Below are 22,864 nucleotides of genomic sequence, written 5' to 3'. Positions count from 1 at the left end.
CGGGGGTTTTTCTTTATCGCTCAAAACCCAGGGAAGCAGGGCCAGCCTGACAGGTGGCAATCAGTACAGATTCGGCTCCATCTCCAACTCGACGCCGAACCGCTCCAGAATATCTGCCTGGATTCGCTGCGCCAGGGCATGCAACTGTGCGCCACTCGCCTGGCCGTAGTTGACCAGCACCAGCGACTGCAAACGATGCACGCCAGCATCACCCTCACGGTAGCCCTTCCAGCCCGCCTGCTCGATCAGCCAGCCTGCCGCCAGCTTGACCTGCCCCTCAGCCTGGGGATAAGCCACAAGGTTCGGATAACGCGCGCGAATACCCTCGGCCAACTGCGCCGAGACCACCGGGTTCTTGAAGAAGCTGCCAGCATTGCCCAGCTCCGCCGGATCCGGAAGCTTTTCGCGACGAATACTGCAGATGGCATCGCTGATGGCCTGTGCAGTCACCTCCTGCACACCCTGCTCTTGCAGGCGCTGTCGAACCGGCCCGTAGTCCAGGTGCGCACGCAATGTACGACTCAGCACGAAACGCACCCGCAGGATCAACCAACGACCTGGGTTGCGCTTGAACACGCTGTCGCGATAGGCGAACGCACATTCGTCCAGCGTGAAGTCACGCAACTCGCCAGTCTCACGATCCAGAGCGGTCAAGCCTGCGAACACATCCTTGATCTCGACCCCGTACGCGCCGACGTTCTGCATCGGTGCCGCGCCGACCGTACCGGGAATCAGGCTTAGGTTCTCCAGCCCGCACAGGCCCTGCGCCAGGCTCCATTGCACGAAAGGATGCCAGGGTTCGCCTGACTCGGCCTCGATCACGACACGCTCGCCATCATCACTGAGGATGCGTCGGCCACAACTGGCCATGTGCAGCACCAAGGCATCGACGTCGCGGGTCAGCAACAGGTTGCTGCCGCCACCGACAATCAGCACCGGCAGCTGCCGTTGCTCGGCCAGCTTCAGGGCCTGGCGAACTTCTTCGTCGTCATGGGCCTGGGTGAGGTAGCGCGCTGCGACGTCGATACCGAAGGTGTTGAACGGCTTGAGCGATACACGCTCCTGCCACTGCGCTGTCATAACCGCCCCTTGATTTCCACGACCAGCTCATGGCAGGCCGCTTCGATCAGGTCCAGAACCTGCTCGAATCCCTCGGCACCGCCATAGTAAGGGTCCGGCACCTCGTCCAGCGCCGCGCCATACCTGCGCAAAAACAGGTCGAGTTCGCCGCGAGCATCGTGTGGGCGCAGCGCCTGCAGATTACCCAGATTGCTCTTGTCCATGGCCAGGATCAGATCGTACTCACCGAAGTGAGCGGCCTTGACCTGCTGCGCGCGCTGGCGCGACAAGTCATACCCCCGCGCCAGGGCAGCCTTGCAGGTGCGACTGTCGGGCGCCTTGCCCACGTGCCAGCCTCCGGTCCCTGCAGACGCCACCTGTACGCGCTCAGCGAGTCCGGCAACCTGTAACTGGTGGCGCAGCACACCCTCGGCGGTGGGTGAACGGCAGATATTGCCCAGGCAAACGAACAGTACGCGCATCAGGCCTCCAGCAAGCGCCGGACGCGCTCCAGGTCTTCAGGGGTGTCGACACCCACCGCGGGCGCTTCGATGGCGTCCTCGACGTGGATCCGCACGCCATGCCAAAGCGCCCGCAACTGCTCCAGGGCCTCGGTCTGCTCGAGCCAGCACGGGCCCCAGCCGACGAAATCCTGCAGGAAGCCGACACGGTAGGCATACATGCCGATATGACGGCGATACGGCACACCTTCCGGCAGCACGTCGCGCTGTTTGGCGAAGGCATCGCGCGCCCAGGGCAGCGGCGCACGGCTGAAGGTCAGGGCAAGGCCGTTCTTGTCGCTGACCACCTTGACCGCGTTGGGGTTGAACACGCTTTGCGGCTCGTGGATCGGCTCGGCCAGGGTTGCGATACCCGCCTCGGGGTGAGCAGCCAGGTTGGCGGCCACCTGATCGATGATCACCGGCGGGATCAACGGTTCGTCACCCTGCACGTTGACCACGATGGCGTCTGGCGGCAAGCCCAGGTGCGCGACGACCTCGGCCAGGCGATCGGTGCCCGACTCATGGTCGGCACGGGTCATCAGCGCTTCGGCGCCAAAGGCCTGGCATGCCTCGAGGATGCTGGCATCGTCGGTAGCAATGACTACCCGTGCAGCACCGCTCTTGCGCGCCTGCTCCCAGACATGCTGGATCATCGGCTTGCCAGCGATCGGCAGCAACGGCTTGCCCGGCAGGCGCGTCGAGCGCAGCCGGGCAGGAATTACCACAGTGAAGTCCAGGCTCATTTGTCCAGACGCTCGTCGTCGCTCAGGGTGCGCGCCTCGCTCTCCAGCATGACCGGGATGCCGTCGCGGATCGGATAGGCCAGGCCGGCGCCCTTGCTGATCAGCTCAGTCTTGTCGGCGCTGAGCTTGAGCGGGCTTTTGGTGATCGGGCAGGCCAGGATATCGAGCAGTTTGGTGTCCATGGAGGTGTCCTTGAGGCCGAAGGCCGGAAAGTGGAAGTGATTCAAGGCAGCAGACGAGCGAGCTGCGCATCGAACCAGGCGACGAAGGATGGAGACGGTTCGGCATCTACGGCCAGGTACCACCAGTCGTCACCTGCGAAGTCACGGCATTTCACCGCGTCCTTTTCGGTCATGACCAATGGCAGTGGTGGTTCGAATGCCAGGCTTTGGGCATTGAACTGCGCATGGTCGGCGAAAGGATGCGGCACAGGCTGCCAGTCTAGCCCTTGCAAGGTATTGAAGAAACGTTGCGGGTTGCCAATGCCAGCTACGGCATGAAGGGCCTGACCCGCAGGAAAATGTGCGAGTGGACGGCGCTCGCCGGTGCGCAGATTGACCAATGCACTCGGGCGCAGACCGAACGCGAATCCACCCGACGGATCGACGGTGGCACCGTTGTGCAGCACTGCACCGACGCCCTCCAGGCGCTCGACCGGCTCACGCAACGGGCCGGCAGGCAGGCATCGGCCGTTGCCAAGGCCGCGGGCCGCGTCGATCAGCACCAGCTCCAGGTCGCGCGCCAGCCGGTAATGCTGCATGCCGTCATCACAGAGAATCAGGTCCAAGGACTCGCTGGCCAACAGCGCTTGCACGGCACGGGATCGGTCAGGGTCGATCATCAGCGGCACGTCGGTACGCTGCACGATCAGCAACGGTTCATCTCCAGCCTGCACAGCGCTCTGGCTGGCCTGGACCCGCCAAGGGAAATGCGGCGGCTTGGCGCCATATCCACGGCTGACCACACCAACCTTCAGCCCCTGGCTTCGACAATGTTCAATCAGCCAGAGGATCATCGGCGTCTTGCCGGTTCCTCCGACAGTGATATTACCCACCACGACGACCGGCACCGGAGCCCGATAGCTGGGGCTTTCGCCACTGAGGAAACGCGCACGCTTACGCGTCACCACACGCCGGTAAAGGGCTTCGAGCGGACGCAACAGCGCCAGGGCGGGATGGCCTTGGTACCAGGCGGCGAGCAGACGATCGGCGAAAGCCATCAGGGCGTCCCCGGGGCCGCCTCGACGGTGGTCATGCGCAGGTGGCTGAAGCCGAGCTTGCCAGCAGCATCCATCGCAGTGATCACCGCCTGGTGCGGGGTCTTGCCATCGGCACTGATCGCCAGGGGCAAGGTGTTGTCTCCCCCGGATTCGCGCTCAAGTGCCTCGGTCAGGGTGGTCAGGTCGCTCTTGGGTAGCAGGTGGTTGTTCACCGAATACACGCCATCGGCGCTGATCGTCACCTCCACCAGCTTGCCATCCAGCGGCGCCGCCGGTGCGCCGCTGGCCGCCTCGGGCAACTCGACGCGCAGCTGGGTCTCGCGGGTGAAGGTGGTCGTGACCACGAAAAACAGCAAGAGCACGAACACCACGTCGATCAGCGATGCCAGGTTGATGTCGACGTTCTCGCGCTGTCGATTGCGCCGGAACTTCACGCCTTGCCTCCGGCCACCTCGACCTCGCGGTCGCCCTGCAGCACCTCGACCAGCTTGATCGCCTCCTGCTCCATGCCGACCACCAGCTCATCGATGCGGCGCAGCAGGAAACGGTGGAAGAATACCGCGGGGATACCCACCATCAGGCCCGCTGCGGTGGTGACCAGCGCCTTGGAGATACCACCAGCGAGCACCGCGGCGTTGGCCGTCATCTGCGAGCCCATGAACGCACTGAAAATGTCGATCATGCCGAGCACGGTGCCAAGCAGGCCGAGCAGCGGCGCCATTGCAGCGATGGTGCCCAAGGTGCTGATGTAGCGCTCGAGCTCGTGGATGACTCGGGAGGCGGCCTCCTCGATGCATTCTTTCATGATCTCGCGGCCATGGCGGGAGTTTGCCAGGCCCGCGGCGAGAATCTCGCCCAGGGGGGAGTCGGCACGCAGGGCCTTGAGCTTGTCACTGGTCAGTTGCTTGTCCTTGATCCACATCCATACCTGGCCCAACAGGTGCGGTGGCGTGACGCGACTGGCACGCAGGGTCCACAGGCGTTCGACGACAATCGCCATGGCTGCGACGGAGCTCAGAATGATCGGCAGCATCATCCAGCCGCCGGACTTGACCAATTCCCACACAGTAAGCATCCCCCTGAAAAAGGCCGCCACTCTACCATAGGCAGGCATGGGGCTCATCTGCCGAAGGTCAGCGGGCTGTCGGGTGATTCGCATATTTCAGGCCTGCACAACCTACGAAGGCGGCTCACGCCAAAAGCGCCGCTGCGCACGCAATCCCTCGACCTCTCCCCGACTGCCCAGTTGCAGGCGCAGCGCCCCGTGCAATGCCGTGTCATGCACCGCCAACCCATGCCGCCGATAGCGCTCGATTACCTGCGGGTGCGGGTGACCAAAGCCATTGTATCGCCCACGGGAAATCATCACGCCACGCGGCGCGATAGCGCGGATGAAGGGCTCGGTGGAGGAACTGCGGCTGCCGTGATGCGGTGACTGCAGCCAGTCGACACGCGCCGCATCGGCGGATGCCAGCCAGGCGCGCTCGGCGGCTGCCTCCATGTCACCAGCCAGCAGCAAGCGCTCGCCCTGAGCCTCGACCAGCAGCACGCAGGAGCGGTCGTTACTGCTCTTGCCACCCGGCCAGTGCCAAAGCGAGAAAGTCACGCCATCCCACTCCCAGCGCTCACCACTGCTGCATACCTGCGCGCCCAAGGCTACGGGCAACTCCCGTGCCTCGCCAGCCAGCACCCGCGCCACCGGCAGGCCGCGCTGCACGGCCAGAGCGCCACCAGCGTGGTCGGCATGTGCATGGCTGATCAGCATCAGATCGAGCCGGTTGACGCCCAACCCGCGCAAGGTCGGCAATACCACACTCTGCCCAAGGTCATTGATGCCCATCGCCGACCCGGCATCGTAGAGCAGGCTGTGATGCTGCGTGCGCAGCAACACCGCCAGGCCCTGACCGACATCCAGTTGCCACACCTCCACCTCTGCGTGCGGCACCTGCTCGCGAGGCGTCCACAGCGCCAGCAGCATCACCGCACCCAGTCCTCGCAGCGGCACGCCACGTGGCAGCAGGAGCAGCACCGCACCCGCACAGACCAGCCCCCACGCCCACAGCGAAAGCGACGGGGGCGTCCAGGCTGGCCGCCATTCGGCCAGCAGGCCGAGCCCGCGAAACATCAGGTCGATCAATCCACCTGCCAGCCACAGCAATGACTCGCCCACCCCCGTCAACGGCAATGCTACCGTTCCAAGCAGGGCCAACGGCAACACCGCCAGGCTAATCCAAGGTACTGCCAGGAGATTGACCAAGGGCGCGGTCAGACTGACCGGTAGCCCCAACGCCAGCAGCGCGGGCAACAAACCGACAGCGATCGCCCATTGAGCGCGACTCCAGGCCTGCCAAGGCCGCCAGGCACCCAGGCGCGCGCTGAAGCAGTAGATCAATACCGCCACCGCAGCAAAAGACAGCCAGAAGCCCGGCATCAGGCTGGCCAAGGGCTCGAACAGCAATACGCCGACCAATGCCAGCAACAGGGGGAAAAACGCTCCTAAATGACGAAAGCGCAGACGCCAGGCCAAGACAGTGGCCAGCATCAGGCAGGCACGCTGCACCGGCACCTGAAAGCCAGCGAGCGCGCCATAAGCCAGGGCTGCCGCCATCGCCAGGCCACACGCCCAAGGCAACCAGGGTAGCCTCCCAGGCCAGGCGCCCAGCCGCGCCAAACCAGCAACCAGCCCATAGACCAACCCCGCCAGCAAGCCTATGTGCTGCCCCGAGATCACCATCAGGTGCACGGTGCCGGTCGCCTGCAGTGCCTGCCAGTCCTCCCGCCCCAGTCCAGAACCGTCACCGAGCACCAGCGCAGCCAGCACCGCCTCTCGCCCCTGGGCGTCCACCGCCAGCACGCGCTGGCGCAGCCTGTCGCGCCAGCCCCCGGTTGCCGGAGCCAGCATCTCCCCGGCCTTGACCGATCCGGTGGCACCTATTCGCCGCGCCAGCAGCATCGCTTCGCGGTCGGGACCATGAGGATTGAGCAGCCCCTGAGGGCGTCTGAGGTTGACCGCGAGTCGCCAGCGCTCGCCAGCCCTGACCATGGGACCCTCGAACCAGCTCAGTTGCATCCGGCGGGGCAACTGCGCACGTCGGGACTGCGCTTCGTCCAGTTCGAAACGCACGCTGCGACCAGACTGGGTCGCCAGCCCTATTACCCTGCCCTCCAGCCACAGCGTGCGCCCATCGAGCTCGGCGACCAGACGATCATCAAGGGCCTGCTGCGCCGACCAGCAGGCCCAGCTCATCCCCAACAGGAACCACCCTATCGGCCACGCACGAGTGAACAGGCACATCAGTGCCGACAAGAACAGAAGGAACAGCCACCCGACCGACGGCAAGGCAGGCAAGAGACCCAGGCTCAACAACCCGAGCGCCAGCGCAGACATCCCTGTGCGCATGAAGTAAAGCTCCGCAGCGTAATCGCCCCGTCAGGCTAGGCCTGTTTGGCCGCCGAGCTCACTCAACAATTGTCACAAACTCTGAACGAGGCTGACGTGGAATCAAGGCATACTCGCCCTATTCGAGCCCCGGGAGCCTACATGCCGCGCCGTCTCTTCAAACGCTACATGCCGGATCCGACCAGCATTCGGGAACACAAGTCCTTACGCTTTTTCGGCCGATTGCTGCACGACCCCAACCTCTGGCACCTGAATCGCCATTCGGTGGCGCGCGCCATGGGCGTCGGGCTGTTCGCGGCGCTCATCCCCATCCCCATGCAGATGCTGCTGGCTGCCGCCCTGGCGATACCGGTACGCGGCAACCTGCCCATCGCGGTCAGCCTGGTCTGGCTGACCAACCCGCTGACCATGCCACCGGTGTTCTTCGTCACCTACATGACCGGCGCCTGGCTGATGCAGATTCCCCCGCGAACGCTACCGGAGGAACTGACCTTCGAATGGATCACTGACCAGTTGTCCACCGTCTGGCAGCCGTTCCTGCTCGGCTCGGTGGTGTGCGGCGTGATACTGGGCCTGGCCGCCTACTTCACCACCTTGCTCTACTGGCGCTGGTGGGTCGGCCGGCAGTGGCGCCGGCGCAAATGCAGGATGTCATGCACGCATGCCGCGACCACTGACCAGCAGGCGGACGCACAGGGCATAGAGCACCACGGTAGCCACCAGCATGAAGGTGATCGCCGTACCAATGCTGATATCCGACACCCCTAGAATGCCGTAGCGGAACGAGTTGACCATGTGCAGCACCGGGTTCGCCAGCGACACGGTCTGCCAGAAAGGTGGCAGCAGGTTGATGGAGTAGAACACGCCACCCAGGTAGGTCAGCGGTGTCAGAACAAAAGTCGGGATGATCGAGATATCGTCGAAGTTGCGCGCAAACACGGCATTGACGAACCCCAGTAGCGAGAAGATCGTCGCCGTCAGCAACACCACGACGATGGTCACACCCAGGTGATGCACCTGCAGATGGGTGAAGAACATCGACAGGAGAGTCACGATCACGCCCACCGCCAGGCCACGCAAGACACCACCAAGGGTGTAGCCGACAAGAATGGTGTGCGGCGAGACCGGCGAGACCATCAACTCCTCGATCGAACGCTGGAACTTGCTGCCGAAGAAGCTCGATACCACGTTGCCGTAGGAGTTGGTGATCACCGACATCATGATCAGCCCCGGCACGATGTACTCCATGTAGGTGAAGCCACCCATGTCGCCGATCTGACGGCCGATCAGGTTACCAAAGATGACAAAGTACAGAACCATGGTGATCGCCGGCGGCAGCAGGGTCTGCGGCCAGATACGCAGGAAGCGTCGAACCTCGCGATAGACAATCGTATTCAGGGCGACCCAGTTGGTGCGCAGTTCCACACTCATACCGCCACCTTCGACAGGTTCTTTTCCACCAGTGCCACGAACAACTCCTCGAGTCGGTTGGTCTTGTTGCGCAGGCTCTGCACCTCGATGTTCTGCAGCGCCAATTGGCCGAACAACGCAGTGATGCCGATATCCTTTTCTACCTGCACTTCCAGCGTATGCGGCGTGATCAGCCGGCACGGGTAGCCTTGCAGCGTCGGCGCCACAGGCAGGTCCTGCTTGAGATCGAGGACAAAGGTCTCGACATGCAGCTTGCCCAGCAACTGGCGCATACTGGTGTTCTCGACGATGGTGCCGTGGTCGATGATGCCGATGTTGCGGCACAGCTGTTCGGCTTCCTCGAGATAGTGCGTGGTGAGGATGATGGTGATGCCTTTCTGGTTCAGCTCGGTGAGGAAACTCCACATCGAGCGACGCAGTTCGATGTCCACGCCAGCCGTCGGCTCGTCGAGGATCAACAGGCGCGGCTCATGGATCAGCGCACGGGCGATCATCAGGCGCCGCTTCATGCCGCCGGACAGCGACCGCGACTGCACGTCACGCTTGTCCCACAGCCCCAGTTGGGTGAGGTACTGCTCGGCACGCTCCTTGGCCAGCTTCGGCGGGATGCCATAGTAGCCAGCCTGGGTGACGACGATGTCGAAGGTCTTCTCGAACTGGTTGAAGTTGAACTCCTGGGGCACCACGCCGATGCTGCGCTTGAGCGCGGCAGGCTGGCGGTCCAGGTCGTGACCGAAGACATTCACCGTGCCGCTGGTCTTGTTCACCAGGGTCGAAAGAATGCCGATGGTGGTGGATTTGCCGGCGCCATTGGGGCCGAGCAAGGCGAAGAAATCACCTTCGGCGACCTCCAGGTCGATGCCCTTCAGGGCCTGAAAGCCGTTGCCGTAGGTCTTGGTCAGCTGTCTTATGGACAGGGCAGAACTCATAGCGGGTCACGTACCGAAGAAAAAGGTTCAGGACACGCCAGGTCAAGTCACTGGCGCAGTGAGTAGTGCGGCCATGGTGCAAGGCCTGACCGCACAAGTACAGTCATGTGTATCGATAGTGACTATCGAAACGGGCGGGGTATCCGCTCAAGTCAGTGCCGTCATTACCGCTTTCTGATAGGCCGGACGCGCCTTCAGGCGCTCGTACCAGGCCTGCAGGTGAGGGAGCTCGGGGCGTTCGATGGGCATCTCGAACCAGCCGTAGGCAAAGCAGCCCAGCGGAATGTCGCCCATGCCGATCTGCTCACCGGAGAGGTAGGGCTGGGTGGCCAGCGCCTTGTCGACGATCGCCAGCAACTCGCCGCACTTTTCCCGCGCAGCGTTGATCGCCGTCCAGTCACGCTCGTTCTCTGGCGTACGCAGCATGCCCCAGAACAGCGGGCGGAACGGCGCGGCGAAGGACGAGGTGGTCCAGTCCATCCATTTGTCCGCTAGGGCGCGCTGACGCGGATCGTCCAGATACCAGCCCTGCTCGGCACCATATTCGGCGCTCAGGTAGCGCACGATGGTGTTGGACTCCCAAAGGACGAAGTCGCCATCTTCGAGCAACGGCACCAGGCCATTGGGGTTGCGGTCACGGTACTCAGGCTCGTCGACCAAGCCGAACGCCCCACCGGCGTCGATCGATTCGAACTCTAGCCCCAACTCGTGGGCAATCCACAGCGCCTTGCGCACATTGCTCGAATTCTTGCGACCCCAGATCTTCAGCATGACAACGTCCTTAGTGAGTGCAGAGGGCGAACAGTCTACTCCACAGTGACGGCACCTGTACCAGCAGACAATGCGCTGAAACTCCTGTCGCCACACCCTGTCACTGTTCATAGCGAGCCATCCGGCGCATCGCGTCTAAGCTATCCGGGATGGCGCGAGCCCAAGCTTCCAAGGAGGAAGAACTATGCTGCTGTTGTGGTTGGTGGTGCTGGTGATCGGCGCCGCATATCTCACCCATCGACGTCTGGCACCGCTGCAGATCCTCGGGGTGATCGCTGCCTATGTGTTGCTGATGGGTATCTTCGCCGACGCACCCGGCTGGCTGCTGACCGTGATCTGGCTGGTGCTGGCCGCCAAGGCCGCCCTGCTGGTGCTGCCGCAGTGGCGGCGCCAGGTGTTCACCGGCCCCGTGTTCAAATGGTTCCAGCGCACCCTGCCACCCATGTCGCAGACCGAGCGCGAGGCGATCGACGCGGGTACCGTGTGGTGGGACGGCCAACTGTTCAGCGGCCAGCCTGACTGGAACACCCTGCTCGACTACCCTGCCCCCACGCTCACCGCAGAAGAACAGGCATTCATCGATGGCCCCACCGAGGAACTCTGCGCCCTGGTCAGCGACTGGCAGATCGGCCAGGACCTCGACCTGCCGCCCACAGCCTGGGAACACATCAAGCAGCACGGCTTCTTCGCCCTGATCATTCCCAAGGAATTCGGTGGCAAGGGCTTCTCCGCCTATGCCCACTCGCAAGTGGCGATGAAACTTGCCACCCGCAGCGGCGACCTGGCCTCGACCGTGATGGTGCCCAATTCGCTCGGCCCCGCCGAACTGCTGCTGCACTATGGCACCGATGAACAGCGTAACCACTACCTGCCGCGTCTGGCCCGTGGCGACGAAATCCCCTGCTTCGCCCTCACCGGCCCACTGGCCGGCTCCGACGCAGGCGCCATGCCTGACACCGGCATCGTCTGCAAAGGAGAATGGAACGGCGAGGAAGTCATCGGCCTTCGCCTGAACTGGGAGAAGCGCTACATCACCCTCGGCCCGGTGGCCACCCTGCTGGGCCTGGCCTTCAAGGCCTACGACCCCGATCACTTGCTGGGCGAACAGGAGTCCCTGGGTATCAGCCTGGCACTCATCCCCACCGACACCCCGGGCGTGCAGATCGGCAAGCGCCATCTGCCGCTGGGTGCCGCCTTCATGAACGGCCCGAACAGCGGCAAGGACGTGTTCGTGCCCCTGGACTTCCTCATCGGCGGCAAGGACATGCTCGGCAAGGGCTGGATGATGCTGATGAACTGCCTGTCGGTCGGTCGCTCCATCTCGCTGCCCGCGGTCGGCACGGGCGCTGCCAAGTACACCAGCCTGGTCACCGGCCAGTACGCCCGCATCCGCGAGCAGTTCAACGTGCCGCTGTCCGCCTTCGAGGGCATCCAGGAATCGCTGGCACGGATAGGTGGCAACGCCTGGCTGATGGACAGCGCCCGCCTGCTCACCGCAAAGGCAGTGGACCTGGGCGAAAAACCCTCGGTGCTTTCGGCAATCCTCAAGTACCACCTGACCGAACGCGGCCGTGAATGCATCCAGCACGCCATGGACGTACACGGTGGCAAGGGCATCATCATGGGCCCGAACAACTATCTGGGTCGCAACTGGCAGGGCGCGCCGATCTTCATCACCGTCGAGGGCGCCAACATCCTGTCGCGCAACCTGATGATCTTCGGACAGGGCGCGATCCGCTGCCACCCCTTCGTCCTCAAGGAAATGGCCCTCGCCGGGCGCGAGGATCGCGAGCAGGCGCTCAACGAGTTCGACGATCTGCTGATGAAGCACATCATGTTCGCCGCCAGCAATGCTGCCAGCACCTTCGTGCTCGGGATCGGGCTGGGACGCTTCGAGAAGGCGCCGGGCGACGCCCTCAGCCAGGGCTACTTCCGTGCACTGAACCGTCAGGCGGCCGCATTCGCCTTGCTTGCCGACCTGTCGATGATGCTGCTCGGTGGCGCACTGAAGCGGCGCGAACGCCTGAGCGCGCGCCTGGGGGATGTCCTCAGCTACCTGTACCTGTCATCTGCAGCGCTCAAGCGCTATCACGACCTCGGCTCACCCGCGCACATGCAACCCCTGCTCCGTTGGGCGCTGGAAGAAAGCCTGGGGCAGGCCGAAAAGGCCCTCGATCGGCTGCTCGACAACTTCCCCAATCGCTTCATCGGCTGTGCGTTGCGGGTTCTGGTATTCCCGTTCGGTCGCCGCCATACCGGGCCAAGCGATGAACTGGATAAAGAGGTGGCTGAACTGATCGGCCGACGCAAGGGTGATCCGGCCCTGGAGGAGCTGCTGGCGGGCTGCTTCCGCCCTGACGGCGAAGGTGATCCGGTAGCCGCCCTGCAGACAGCTTGCGACCTGCTGGACGAGGTGGCGCCACTGCACAAGGCGCTGCACCAGGGGCTCAAGGAGGGCAAGGTGCATCCGGCACCGGGCCAGTCGGACATCGAAGCCGCCGTGCAGGCTGGCGTGCTGCAGGCTGATGAAGGCGAGAGACTCCATGCAGCCGAAGCTGCACGTCGGACAGTGATCGATGTGGATGCTTTCGACAAGGCACAACTGCTGCCCGTGGAGGGCAAGGTGCGCTAAGTACCGTCAGTCGCACGGATCGCCGGCACCTGACGGTCCGGCGGTCAGGGCAGAGCGAGGCTGCGCCTGCCCCGGCGGGGCAAAACCTGCGTATACTCCGGCCCCCGTTTCAATACCAGAGGATCGCCCCCATGGCCAACCCCCACCTGGAGTACCACCTGCAACTGCTCCAACACCTGCGCACCATCCTGGTGGCCCTGGGCGACGCCGAGCAAGTGCCGGAAGAAAGCCACGCCCTGTTCCTCGAACGCTTCGACGAACTGCTGACCCTGCTGCCGCAGAATCCACTGGAAAGCCAGTACCTGGGCCAGGACCTGATCTGCCAGGTGATCACGCGCTACCCGCAGATCGCTCACCTGGTCCCGCGCGACCTGTTGTGGTTCTTCGGCGGCGACTGCCTGCACTACATGCCCGATGAGGAACTCGAGCTGTACCAGACCCTTGAAGAGCGTCGCTACGAAGCCGAGCAGAATGACGAGCCCTTCGACTGGAACCTGGAGAAGCAGTTGCTGAGCGCGCCTGACCAGGGCGAGCGCCACTGAGCAAAAAGGCCGCGGGCATTACAAATGCCCGCGGCCCCGTGGCTGCGATGTTTTTGAAGGTAAAAAAAACGCCACTTCAACGAAGTGGCGTTTTCGAATGGAGCGGGAAACGAGACTCGAACTCGCGACCCCGACCTTGGCAAGGTCGTGCTCTACCAACTGAGCTATTCCCGCAATGTGAAGCAAAACCGCATGTGGCGTGAATGGCCTGAGCCTTTCACTACCGCTGCACCGTCAATGGACGCCACAGTTTTAAAACTGGAGCGGGAAACGAGACTCGAACTCGCGACCCCGACCTTGGCAAGGTCGTGCTCTACCAACTGAGCTATTCCCGCATTGGCGTCCCCTAGGGGACTCGAACCCCTGTTACCGCCGTGAAAGGGCGGTGTCCTAGGCCACTAGACGAAGGGGACACACTACAACTTCACTGCCTGCCGCGTTTCGCTGTGTGCTTTACGCTGCAAGTGGCGCGCATTCTATGGATGCCTCGACAAGCCGTCAACCCCTTTGTGGAAATTTATTTAAATCAACGACTTCCGCCCCTGTACATAGGTCGCGCATGATGCGCCCGGGGATTGGCGTTGCTTTTCTGACGCCAGCCCGGCAAGCTCGCATCAAAGTGCCAGCACTGTAGATTTTCGACCTTGCGCCGACACCCATGGGTATGACCTGTCCGCCAGGCTGCACTGTTCGCCCCCTGGCGAACTCACTACACTCAATGATGCAAAACTTCTTCATGAGGCGTTAACGGTGACACCACTTCTGATCACCCTGCTCATCGTGGCGGGTATCGCGTTGCTGATCGTGATCGGCTACCTCAACAATGTCGTGGAAAACGCCAAGCTCGAGCGCGCGCGCCTTAAAGTCGAGCTGACCGAACGCTTGCGCCGCTGCGGTGAGATCACCGAAACCTTCCCCGGCCAACTGATGACCCCGGCACTCAAGCTGCTGCTGACCCGCCTGGAGCTCAACCTCAATCAGCGCCTGCTGGCGCTGGACAAGCACAACGGCGACTTCAAGGCGCGCATCACCGAACTCGAAGGATTGATTGCCACGGGCGACAAGTTGCCGGTCAACAACCCGCCGAGCCCGATTCAGACCGAGGTCAAAGCCAAGGACGTGCGCTTCCTGCTTGAGTCGCTGCACAACCAGATCGTGCGCGCTACCCAGGAAAACTTCCTGCAGTCCAACGAAGGCAAGTACTGGGTCAGGGAAATTCGCCACATCCTGGTACTACTGCACATCGAGTTCTTCAATAACCTGGGCCAGCAGGCGTTGCAGCAGAATCAACCAGGCCATGCGCGGCTGGCGTTCGAACGCGGCGTGCAGTACCTGCGCAAACAACCGGAACCGAAACAATATGAAGAGCAGCTGACCTACCTGGAAAAACTGCTCGCTCGCGCCAACGCGCAAGTACTGGACCAGATGGAGCCGGCCGAAAATGACCAGAACGCGCTGACCCAGGGCCTGAAAACCGATGAAGACGAGACGTGGAAAAAGCGGGTGATCTACGACTGATCCACAACCGTTGAATACAAGAAGGGCCGCAAAAAGCGGCCCTTCTTGTTTTCAGCAGTCGCTCAACGCCAGGAAGATCGACGCCAGGCGTTCAAGCCCGCACTGATCGGCCTCACTGAAACGCGCAAGGCTCGGACTGTCCAGGTCGAGCACGCCAATCAGCCTGCCCTCCTTTACCAGCGGGATCACCAGCTCGCTGTTGGACGCGCTGTCACAGGCGATGTGACCTGGGAATGCATGCACATCTTCCACCCGCTGGGTCTGCCGCGTGGCTGCGGCCGCGCCGCACACACCCTTGCCGAATGCGATGCGCACGCACGCCACCTGCCCCTGAAATGGCCCGAGCACCAGTTCTTCGTTGCGGTTGAGGTAGAAACCCGCCCAGTTCAGGTCTTCCACCTGGTGGTAGAGAAATGCCGAGAACTGTGCGGCGTTGGCGATGAAGTCACGTTCGTCGGCGAACAACGCCTGTACTTGCGCAGCCAGCAGGTCATAGCCATCGAGGCCTTTGCCGCTGGCGTTGAGGTCGATCATTGGTTCTGCTCCAGCAATTGCAGTCCGACCCAGTAGCGGGCGAACTGGTAGGCACAACGGCCATTACGGTTGCCGCGGCCGGTGGCCCAGCGCGCAGCGAGGATGTCGAGTTCTTCGGTGCGCTGCCAGGCCAGCCCGGCCGGTCGCGCCAGTTGGCCGATCCAGTGCTCGACCACGTTGAGGAAATGCTCCTGGGTGAACGGATAGAACGACAACCACAAGCCAAAACGGTCAGACAAGGCGATCTTGTCTTCCACCGCTTCGTTGGGGTGCAGCTCGCCGTCGATCATCTTCCAGTTTTCGTTGTCGCTCTGCTTCTCGGGCACCAGGTGACGGCGGTTCGAGGTGGCATAGAGCAGGACGTTGTCCGGCGCCTGCTCGAGCGAACCATCGAGCACACTCTTGAGCACGCGGTAGTCGCCCTCTCCCGCCTCGAACGAGAGGTCGTCGCAGAACAGGATGAAGCGTTGCTCGAGCTTTTGCAGTTGCTCGACCACCCGCGGCAAGTCGGCCAGGTGATCGCGCTCGATCTCGATCAGGCGCAGGCCCTGGCTGGCATGTTCGGCCAGCAGCGCACGCACCAGCGACGACTTGCCGGTGCCCCGCGAGCCCCACAGCAGGGCGTGATTGGCGGGCATGCCATTGATGAACTGATGGGTGTTGCGGCCCAGTTGCTCACGTTGCTGATCGACGCCGATCAGGTCCGAGAGTCGGATGTCCAGGCTGACTTCCAACGGCATGAGGTAGCCACTGCGACCATCACGCTGCCAGCGCGCAGCGAGGGTCGATGACCAGTCGATCTGCGGTCGGGGCGCCGGCAGCAGCGGTTCGAGGCGGGTCAGTATGGATTCGGCGTGTTCCAGGAATGCAATGAGGCGGGTGTCCATGAAGGTTTCCTTAATCAAGACCGGTTCAGGAGCCGGAGCGCCGCCATCGCGCGACAAGACTGCCCCTACAGAGCCAACAGAGGTTGTGGGAGCAGGCTCGTCCCGCGATGGCCGCACACCGGCCCATTGATTGGATCGCTCGAAACAACAGACAGACCCGCCAGCAGCCGGGGCTGATCGGCTATGCTTGCGCAGCGCAAGGGGCGTTGAACCGGCTCGGGAACCATGGATATCAAGTTCACCAATCGCCTGTCATACAAGCAAGCCCGGTTGACAGTCCTGGTCGGCTTCATCCTGGGAACATTGCTCAGTCTCATCCAGATCGGCATCGATTATGCCAGCGAAGACGCGTCCATCAACCGCGAAGTGCAGGCATTGCTGCAAATAAGCCACGACCCGGCCTCGCGCATCGCCTACAACATCGACGCCGAGCTGGCTCAGGAGCTCACCGGCGGGCTGCTGCAATCGCCAGCGATCATCCGTGCGCGCCTGATCGACAACAACGATACGGTGCTGGCCGACGTCCATCGCCCGCGCCAGGAAGACAGCTACCGGCCGCTCAGCGACTTCCTGTTCGGCGAGCAACGCCAGTTCAAGGACCGCCTGTTCCTCGCCCACATGCCCGACGATTACCTCGGCACCCTGTACCTGGATGTCGACACCTACGCCTTCGGCAGCCGCTTTCTCGACCGCGCCGGCATCACCCTGCTCAACGGCTTCGCCCGCAGCCTGGTGCTGACCGGTATTCTCCTGGGGCTGTTCTACATCATGCTGACCAAACCGCTGGTCACTGTCATCGGCGCCCTGAGCGGCAGCGATCCACGCCAACCCGGACAGACGCGCCTGGACTACCCCACCGGTCATGAGCACGATGAGATCGGGGTACTGGTGAAAGTCGCCAACCAGCAGTTCGTCAGCATGGCCACCGAAATCCAGCAGCGGCGCAACGCCGAAAACCGCCTCACCCAATACCTCAACGAGCTGGAAGACATCGTCTCGGCCCGTACCGAAGAACTCAAGGCCAGCAACAACCGGCTGAGCCAGTCCAACCAGGAACTGGAAGAGGCCCGCCGCCGCGCCCTGGACATGGCCCAGGCGCGCGCCGCCTTCCTGGCCAACATGAGCCACGAGATCCGCACACCGCTCAACGGGATGCTCGGCATGATCGCCCTGGCCCTGGACAGCGGGCTGACCGCCGAGCAACGCCAGCAGCTGTCGATCGCCCACGACTCGGGCAAGGTGCTGGTCGAGCTGCTCAACGATATCCTCGATCTGTCCAAGTTCGATGCCGGGCAACTGGAGCTCGAACGCATTCCTTTCGACATGGGGGCAATGGTCGAGGACACCGCCAATCTGCTGTCGCAGAACGCCGCGCCCAGTGTCGAGCTGACCTGCCTGATCGCTCCGGACTTTCCCAGCACCGTGCTCGGCGACCCCACACGGGTGCGCCAGATCGTCAGCAACCTGCTGTCCAATGCGCTCAAGTTCACCCGTTTCGGGCGCGTCGACGTTCGCCTTTCGAGCATCGTCGGCGGCGTACGCCTTGAAGTGTGCGACACCGGGATCGGAATCCCGGAGGAAGCCCAGGTGCGCATCTTCCAGCCCTTCACCCAGGCTGGCGCAGGCATCACCCGCCAGTACGGCGGCACCGGCTTGGGCCTGGCGCTCACCCACAATCTGTGCAAGGCCATGCACGGGCACCTGCATATTCACTCGCAAACCGGCTTCGGCAGCCGCTTCAGCGCCGACCTGCCCCTGCCCACCCACACCGAAGCGGTCTCGCCTGCGCCGCTGAAGGGTCAGGTGGTGGCACTGAGCAATGCCTCAAGCGGCCTGGCTGAACTACTGCACGGCCTTTTGCCAAGCTGGGGGTTGGATTATCAGCGACGCGACGATACCAGTGGACTCGACGGCATGGCCATCGACCTGCTCATCACCGACGATGCCGAGCACCTGTTCGAACTGCGCCCCGGCCTCAGCGCACCGATCCTGCTGGTCACGGCCTATGGCAACTTCCTGCCCGCCGAGCAAACCGCGCAATTGGCCCCTTTGCACCAGCAGGCACGCCCTCTGGCGCGCAATGCCCTGTACCAGATGCTGCGTCGCACCCTGCAAGGCGAGAATGCCACCCCCGCACCCACCGAGGCCGGCCGCCTGCTGGAGCGGCGCGCGCAGATCCTTCTGGTGGAAGACAACCCGGTAAACCAGTTGGTAGCCAAGGGCATGCTCGGCAAGCTCGGCTGCCAGGTACAGGTTGCCGCCCATGGTGCCGAAGCGCTGGAGATACTCGAGCGCGAAGGCTTCGACATGGTACTGATGGACTGCAACATGCCGGTGATGGATGGCTACGAGGCCAGCCGGCGCATCCGCCAGAGCGGGCGCTGGCCCGACCTGCCAATCGTCGCCCTGACCGCCAACGCCATGCCCGAAGAGCGCGAACGCTGTCGCGCTGCGGGCATGGACGACTACCTGGCCAAGCCGTTCCGCCGCGAAGAACTACTCGCCCTGATCGACCACTGGGTGCCGGTCAGCGGCTGAGCAGACGCTCGATATCCGCTTCCAGCGCCTGCGGCTTGGTGGTCGGTGCATAGCGCGTGACCTGACCGCTGGACGGATCGACCAGGAACTTGGTGAAGTTCCACTTGATCTTCTGCGTCCCCAGCAGGCCAGGCGCACGCTTCTTCAGCTCGGCGAACAGCGGGTGGGCGCCAGGGCCGTTCACCTCGATCTTGCGAAACAGCGGGAAGCTCACGCCAAAGTTGAGCTCACAGAACTGCGCGATTTCCGACGCATCGCCCGGCTCCTGCTTGCCGAACTGGTTACACGGAAAGCCCAGTACGACAAGGCCCTGGGCGGCATGGTCCTGCCACAGCTTCTCAAGCCCCTTGTACTGCGGCGTGAAACCGCACTGGCTGGCGGTGTTGACCACCAGCAGCGCCTTGCCGGCGAAGTCGCCCAGGGTTTTCTGCTCGCCCTTGAGGGTGACGCAGGGAATGTCCAGCAACGCATCGGCCATGTCGAATCTCCGTTCAGTCGTGCGGTTTGAAATCCAGGCAAACCGAATTGATGCAGTAGCGCAGCCCCGTCGGTGGCGGGCCGTCCGGGAACACGTGACCCAGGTGCGCGTCGCACTGGGCGCAGGTGACTTCGGTGCGGATCATGCCGTGGGACGTGTCGCGGATCTCGATCATCGCACTCTCCTCGATCGGCGCGTAGAAGCTCGGCCAGCCGCAACCGGAGTCGAACTTGGTCTGCGAATCGAACAGCGGCAGATCACAACAGATGCAGTGATAGACACCGGCACGCTTTTCACTGTTGTATTTGCCCGTGAACGGTCGCTCGGTCCCCTTCAGGCGGCATACCTGGTATTGGGCGGGATCGAGCATCTCACGCCATTCTTCAAGTGTTTTGTCGATCTTTTGCATGGATGGACCTCGGCAGGCTGAATTTCACCCTGCGCCGTCTTTTCCCTGGCGCGGGTGGCACGTATATTAGTTGGCTTGTGCGCAGACGATCAGTCTGGCACCCGCGCCCCGTCCTTTTCAAACCTTTTGACGACAGCGCCCCGCGACTTATCCATTCGGGATCACATCATGCAGTTCAGCAAATCGAACAAGCTCGCCAATGTCTGCTACGACATTCGCGGTCCGGTGCTCAAGCACGCCAAGCGTCTGGAAGAGGAAGGCCAGCGCATCCTCAAGCTGAACATCGGCAACCCGGCGCCCTTTGGTTTCGAAGCGCCGGACGAAATCCTCCAGGACGTGATCCGCAATCTGCCGACCGCCCAGGGCTACAGCGACTCCAAAGGGCTGTTCAGCGCGCGCAAGGCGGTGATGCAGTACTGCCAGCAGAAGCAGATCGAAGGCGTTGGCATCGAGGACATCTACCTGGGCAACGGCGTCTCCGAACTGATCGTGATGTCGATGCAGGCGCTGCTCAACAACGGTGACGAGGTGCTGATCCCGGCCCCCGACTACCCATTGTGGACCGCAGCAGTGAGCCTGGCTGGCGGCAAGCCCGTGCACTACCTGTGCGACGAGCAGGCCGACTGGTTCCCGGATCTTGACGACATCAAGGCCAAGATCACTCCGGACACCAAGGCCCTGGTGATCATCAACCCGAACAACCCGACCGGCGCGGTGTACTCCAGGGAGCTGCTGCTCGGCATGCTGGAGCTGGCCCGCCAGCACAACCTGGTGGTGTTCTCCGACGAGATCTACGACAAGATCCTCTACGACGAAGCCGTACACATCAGCACCGCCTCGCTCGCTCCGGATGTGCTGTGCCTGACCTTCAACGGCCTGTCCAAGTCCTACCGGGTCGCAGGTTTCCGCTCCGGCTGGCTGATCATTTCCGGGCCCAAGCACCACGCGCAGAGCTACATCGAAGGCATCGACATGCTGGCCAACATGCGCCTGTGTGCCAACGTGCCCGCACAGCACGCCATCCAGACCGCGCTGGGCGGCTACCAGAGCATCAACGACCTGGTATTGCCGCCGGGCCGCCTGCTCGAACAGCGCAACCGCACCTACGAGTTGCTCAACGCCATCCCCGGCGTCAGCTGTGTCAAGCCAATGGGTGCCCTGTACGCGTTCCCGAAAATCGACCCGAAGGTCTGCCCGATCCACAACGACGAGAAGTTCGTCCTCGACCTGCTGCTGTCGGAGAAACTGCTGATCGTCCAGGGCACGGCGTTCAACTGGCCGTGGCCGGATCACTTCCGCGTGGTCACCCTGCCGCGGGTGGATGACCTGGAGCAAGCCATCGGCCGTATCGGCAACTTCCTGCGCACCTACTCGCAGTAAGCGATCAAGGCCTTGTCGTGCCAACCGGCCATGTTGGCACGACGCCCTCCGCCCCACGGATGAATTCTTACATCCTGCAACGGTCTATCTCCCGGCGATCCGCCGCGTCTCTGTCATACTTCGCGATACACAGTTTGAAATAGTCGGCCAGTTGAATCGCCTCGGCCGCCACCTTATATACCCCGCAGTAGAGCGACATTTTCATCCGTCAGGAGAACGTAACAACCATGATGCGCATTCTGTTGTTTGTGGCCACCAACCTTGCGGTGGTGCTGGTTGCAAGCATTACCCTCAGCCTGTTCGGTTTCAACGGGTTCATGGCCGCCAACGGCGTCGACCTGGACCTGAGCCGCCTGCTGGTCTTCTGCGCCGTGTTCGGGTTTGCTGGCTCGCTGGTTTCGCTGTTCATCTCCAAGTGGATGGCGAAGATGACCACCGGCACCCAGATCATCACCCAGCCGCGCACTCACCACGAACAGTGGCTGCTGCAGACGGTCGAGGAGCTGTCCCGCGAGGCGGGTATCAAGATGCCGGAAGTGGGCGTGTTCCCCGCCTACGAGGCGAACGCCTTCGCCACTGGCTGGAACCGCAACGACGCACTGGTCGCCGTTTCGCAGGGCCTGCTCGAACGCTTCTCGCGGGACGAGGTACGCGCGGTACTGGCCCACGAGATCGGCCACGTCGCCAATGGCGACATGGTCACCCTGGCACTGGTCCAGGGCGTGGTGAACACCTTCGTGATGTTCTTCGCGCGTATCATCGGCAACTTCGTCGACAAGGTGATCTTCAAGAACGAAGAAGGCCAGGGCATCGCTTATTACGTCGCGACCATCGTCGCCGAACTGATCCTGGGCATCCTGGCCAGCATCATCGTCATGTGGTTCTCGCGTCGCCGCGAATACCGCGCTGACGAAGCCGGTGCCCGCCTGGCAGGTACTGGCGCGATGATTGCCGCACTGCAGCGCCTGCGTTCGGAACAAGGTATGCCAGTGCACATGCCCGATACGATGAAGGCCTTCGGCATCAACGGCGGCCTCAAGCAGGGCCTCGCCGGCCTGCTGATGAGCCACCCGCCGCTGGAAGACCGTATCGATGCACTGCGTCGTCGCGGCTGATTCAACGCGGTAAATGGAAAGGGCGACTCAGGTCGCCCTTTTCTTTGCACGTCTTCTGGTCAGAAGGCCGATCAACGCTGCAACCGATACACCCGTTCCACCAGGCTGCCGACTCCCGCTTTCTGGAATTTAGGGCTGTCCTCGATAATGTCCGGCGCCTGCAACTCGGCCACTTCTTGCCATCCAGCAAGCCCGCGCCGGACTTCGTCATCCGGCACCGAGAACGGCGGCCCGTCCAGACGCGACTGATCGTAATCCAAGGTGACCATCAGCCCCTGGCAAGCCGTCGGCAGGTAGTCAGACAGCAACGCAAGGTAACGGGTACGCAGCGCCTGCGGCAATGCAATCACCGCAGCGCGATCATAGAGCCCCGCGCACTGTGCCAGATCCTCCGCCTGCAAGGCGAAGAAGTCACCACACCACAACTCCACCAGGCCGCTGCGCCAGACCTCGAAGGCCCCATGCTGTGACACCTCGGGCTCGAGTTTGTGCTCCAGGAAGAAATCCGCCACCGCACGTTGCGACAATTCCACCCCCAGCACGCGATACCCCTGCCCCGCCAACCAGATGACATCCAGGCTCTTGCCGCACAAAGGCACCAGCACCTGGCTGCCGGATTCCAGCTTTGGCCAGTGCGCCTGCAGGTACGGGTTCACCTGCGACTGGTGAAAGCCGATCTGATTGTCCGCCCACCGTTTGTGCCAGAACGCTGGCTCCATGATTCCTCCGAATATTTCGATAGATAACTTGCAAAACTTATATTGGATATCGATCTG

The 22,864-nt window shown here is 62.8% G+C and carries 23 protein-coding genes and 3 tRNA genes; 7 read left to right on the top strand and 19 right to left on the bottom strand.

All coding sequences use genetic code 11. The features are described from left to right. Positions 1-60: 60 nt before the first annotated feature. The 8 genes from murB to ACK3BK_RS07930 all read right to left on the bottom strand — a co-directional run bounded on the left by murB (position 61) and on the right by ACK3BK_RS07930 (position 6,924). Entirely contained in the window at positions 61-1,080 is a 1,020-nt protein-coding gene (murB, locus tag ACK3BK_RS07965) for a UDP-N-acetylmuramate dehydrogenase (protein WP_411384064.1), read from the bottom strand. Then, positions 1,077-1,541 (bottom strand): low molecular weight protein-tyrosine-phosphatase, encoded by a 465-nt coding sequence (locus tag ACK3BK_RS07960; protein ID WP_186666814.1) that lies wholly within the window; start codon positions 1,539-1,541, stop codon positions 1,077-1,079. Before ACK3BK_RS07960 ends, murB begins: the two co-directional genes overlap by 4 nt. Continuing rightward, positions 1,541-2,305, bottom strand: coding sequence for a 3-deoxy-manno-octulosonate cytidylyltransferase (kdsB, locus tag ACK3BK_RS07955; RefSeq protein ID WP_186666815.1), 765 nt, complete (start codon positions 2,303-2,305; stop codon positions 1,541-1,543). Before kdsB ends, ACK3BK_RS07960 begins: the two co-directional genes overlap by 1 nt. Next, positions 2,302-2,487, bottom strand: coding sequence for a Trm112 family protein (locus tag ACK3BK_RS07950; protein ID WP_054893060.1), 186 nt, complete (start codon positions 2,485-2,487; stop codon positions 2,302-2,304). Before ACK3BK_RS07950 ends, kdsB begins: the two co-directional genes overlap by 4 nt. A 41-nt stretch (positions 2,488-2,528) precedes the next feature. Next, positions 2,529-3,524 carry a tetraacyldisaccharide 4'-kinase gene (lpxK, locus tag ACK3BK_RS07945; RefSeq protein ID WP_186666816.1) on the bottom strand — a complete coding sequence of 332 codons (996 nt, stop codon included), beginning with the start codon at positions 3,522-3,524 and terminating at the stop codon, positions 2,529-2,531. Further along, entirely contained in the window at positions 3,524-3,958 is a 435-nt protein-coding gene (locus ACK3BK_RS07940; RefSeq protein WP_411384063.1) for an ExbD/TolR family protein, read from the bottom strand. The genes lpxK and ACK3BK_RS07940 overlap by 1 nt, the downstream gene beginning before the upstream one ends. Beyond that, a complete protein-coding gene (locus tag ACK3BK_RS07935) occupies positions 3,955-4,590 on the bottom strand; it encodes a MotA/TolQ/ExbB proton channel family protein (RefSeq protein WP_054893125.1) in 636 nt (211 codons plus the stop codon). The genes ACK3BK_RS07940 and ACK3BK_RS07935 overlap by 4 nt, the downstream gene beginning before the upstream one ends. 111 nt (positions 4,591-4,701) lie before the next feature. Further along, entirely contained in the window at positions 4,702-6,924 is a 2,223-nt protein-coding gene (locus ACK3BK_RS07930; RefSeq protein WP_411384062.1) for a DNA internalization-related competence protein ComEC/Rec2, read from the bottom strand. Between the two features lie 141 nt (positions 6,925-7,065). On the opposite strand from ACK3BK_RS07930, the gene ACK3BK_RS07925 reads away from it, so the two are divergent. Then, entirely contained in the window at positions 7,066-7,692 is a 627-nt protein-coding gene (locus tag ACK3BK_RS07925; protein ID WP_186666819.1) for a DUF2062 domain-containing protein, read from the top strand. Here ACK3BK_RS07925 and ACK3BK_RS07920 read toward each other — a convergent pair. From ACK3BK_RS07920 to ACK3BK_RS07910, 3 genes are all read right to left on the bottom strand, one after another. Beyond that, positions 7,576-8,355: an ABC transporter permease gene (locus ACK3BK_RS07920; RefSeq protein ID WP_186666820.1), complete on the bottom strand. Its 780-nt coding sequence runs from the start codon at positions 8,353-8,355 to the stop codon at positions 7,576-7,578. The genes ACK3BK_RS07925 and ACK3BK_RS07920 overlap by 117 nt on opposite strands. Then, on the bottom strand, positions 8,352-9,284 hold the full coding sequence (locus ACK3BK_RS07915) for an ABC transporter ATP-binding protein (RefSeq protein WP_186666821.1): 933 nt from the start codon (positions 9,282-9,284) through the stop codon (positions 8,352-8,354). Before ACK3BK_RS07915 ends, ACK3BK_RS07920 begins: the two co-directional genes overlap by 4 nt. Positions 9,285-9,431: 147 nt before the next feature. Then, positions 9,432-10,055, bottom strand: coding sequence for a glutathione S-transferase (locus ACK3BK_RS07910; RefSeq protein WP_186666822.1), 624 nt, complete (start codon positions 10,053-10,055; stop codon positions 9,432-9,434). Positions 10,056-10,239: 184 nt separating this feature from the next. On the opposite strand from ACK3BK_RS07910, the gene ACK3BK_RS07905 reads away from it, so the two are divergent. After that, positions 10,240-12,687 carry an acyl-CoA dehydrogenase gene (locus ACK3BK_RS07905; protein ID WP_411384061.1) on the top strand — a complete coding sequence of 816 codons (2,448 nt, stop codon included), beginning with the start codon at positions 10,240-10,242 and terminating at the stop codon, positions 12,685-12,687. A 131-nt stretch (positions 12,688-12,818) separates the two neighbouring features. Continuing rightward, a complete protein-coding gene (locus ACK3BK_RS07900; RefSeq protein WP_186666824.1) occupies positions 12,819-13,229 on the top strand; it encodes a PA2817 family protein in 411 nt (136 codons plus the stop codon). A 98-nt stretch (positions 13,230-13,327) separates the two neighbouring features. Here the strand turns inward: ACK3BK_RS07900 and ACK3BK_RS07895 are convergent. The 3 genes from ACK3BK_RS07895 to ACK3BK_RS07885 form a co-directional block, all read right to left on the bottom strand. Continuing rightward, positions 13,328-13,403 (bottom strand) — tRNA-Gly (locus tag ACK3BK_RS07895). An 85-nt stretch (positions 13,404-13,488) separates the two neighbouring features. Continuing rightward, positions 13,489-13,564 (bottom strand) — tRNA-Gly (locus ACK3BK_RS07890). 2 nt (positions 13,565-13,566) lie between these two features. Beyond that, positions 13,567-13,642: transfer RNA gene (locus ACK3BK_RS07885), tRNA-Glu, on the bottom strand. 337 nt (positions 13,643-13,979) lie between these two features. Between ACK3BK_RS07885 and ACK3BK_RS07880 the strand changes: the two genes are divergently transcribed. Continuing rightward, positions 13,980-14,747 carry a hypothetical protein gene (locus ACK3BK_RS07880; RefSeq protein ID WP_411384060.1) on the top strand — a complete coding sequence of 256 codons (768 nt, stop codon included), beginning with the start codon at positions 13,980-13,982 and terminating at the stop codon, positions 14,745-14,747. Positions 14,748-14,798: 51 nt separating this feature from the next. Here ACK3BK_RS07880 and ACK3BK_RS07875 read toward each other — a convergent pair whose 3' ends face one another. Next, on the bottom strand, positions 14,799-15,281 hold the full coding sequence (locus ACK3BK_RS07875; protein ID WP_186666826.1) for a GAF domain-containing protein: 483 nt from the start codon (positions 15,279-15,281) through the stop codon (positions 14,799-14,801). Further along, positions 15,278-16,168 carry an ATP-binding protein gene (locus ACK3BK_RS07870; RefSeq protein WP_186666827.1) on the bottom strand — a complete coding sequence of 297 codons (891 nt, stop codon included), beginning with the start codon at positions 16,166-16,168 and terminating at the stop codon, positions 15,278-15,280. Before ACK3BK_RS07870 ends, ACK3BK_RS07875 begins: the two co-directional genes overlap by 4 nt. A gap of 225 nt (positions 16,169-16,393) precedes the next feature. On the opposite strand from ACK3BK_RS07870, the gene ACK3BK_RS07865 reads away from it, so the two are divergent. Next, positions 16,394-18,706 (top strand): response regulator, encoded by a 2,313-nt coding sequence (locus tag ACK3BK_RS07865; protein ID WP_411384059.1) that lies wholly within the window; start codon positions 16,394-16,396, stop codon positions 18,704-18,706. Here the strand turns inward: ACK3BK_RS07865 and ACK3BK_RS07860 are convergent. After that, positions 18,696-19,184: a glutathione peroxidase gene (locus ACK3BK_RS07860; RefSeq protein WP_186666829.1), complete on the bottom strand. Its 489-nt coding sequence runs from the start codon at positions 19,182-19,184 to the stop codon at positions 18,696-18,698. The genes ACK3BK_RS07865 and ACK3BK_RS07860 overlap by 11 nt on opposite strands. A gap of 13 nt (positions 19,185-19,197) precedes the next feature. Further along, complete coding sequence (gene msrB, locus ACK3BK_RS07855) at positions 19,198-19,593, bottom strand: peptide-methionine (R)-S-oxide reductase MsrB (RefSeq protein ID WP_186666830.1); 396 nt, start codon at positions 19,591-19,593, stop codon at positions 19,198-19,200. A gap of 168 nt (positions 19,594-19,761) precedes the next feature. On the opposite strand from msrB, the gene ACK3BK_RS07850 reads away from it, so the two are divergent. Both ACK3BK_RS07850 and htpX read left to right on the top strand, forming a co-directional pair. Beyond that, entirely contained in the window at positions 19,762-20,973 is a 1,212-nt protein-coding gene (locus ACK3BK_RS07850) for a pyridoxal phosphate-dependent aminotransferase (protein WP_411384058.1), read from the top strand. Between the two features lie 227 nt (positions 20,974-21,200). After that, positions 21,201-22,088: a protease HtpX gene (gene htpX / locus ACK3BK_RS07845; RefSeq protein ID WP_063543804.1), complete on the top strand. Its 888-nt coding sequence runs from the start codon at positions 21,201-21,203 to the stop codon at positions 22,086-22,088. Between the two features lie 71 nt (positions 22,089-22,159). Here htpX and ACK3BK_RS07840 read toward each other — a convergent pair whose 3' ends face one another. Further along, the gene (locus ACK3BK_RS07840; RefSeq protein WP_411384057.1) at positions 22,160-22,807 is read right to left on the bottom strand and encodes a thiopurine S-methyltransferase; all 648 of its coding nucleotides are present in this window, start codon (positions 22,805-22,807) and stop codon (positions 22,160-22,162) included. Positions 22,808-22,864 lie beyond the last annotated feature (57 nt).

It is taken from the genome of Pseudomonas sp. L7, assembly GCF_046605565.1.
GTDB classification, from domain to species: Bacteria; Pseudomonadota; Gammaproteobacteria; order Pseudomonadales; family Pseudomonadaceae; genus Aquipseudomonas; species Aquipseudomonas wayambapalatensis.
Note: the sequence above shows the minus strand (reverse complement) of the source record. Positions and strands in the feature narration are given on the sequence as shown.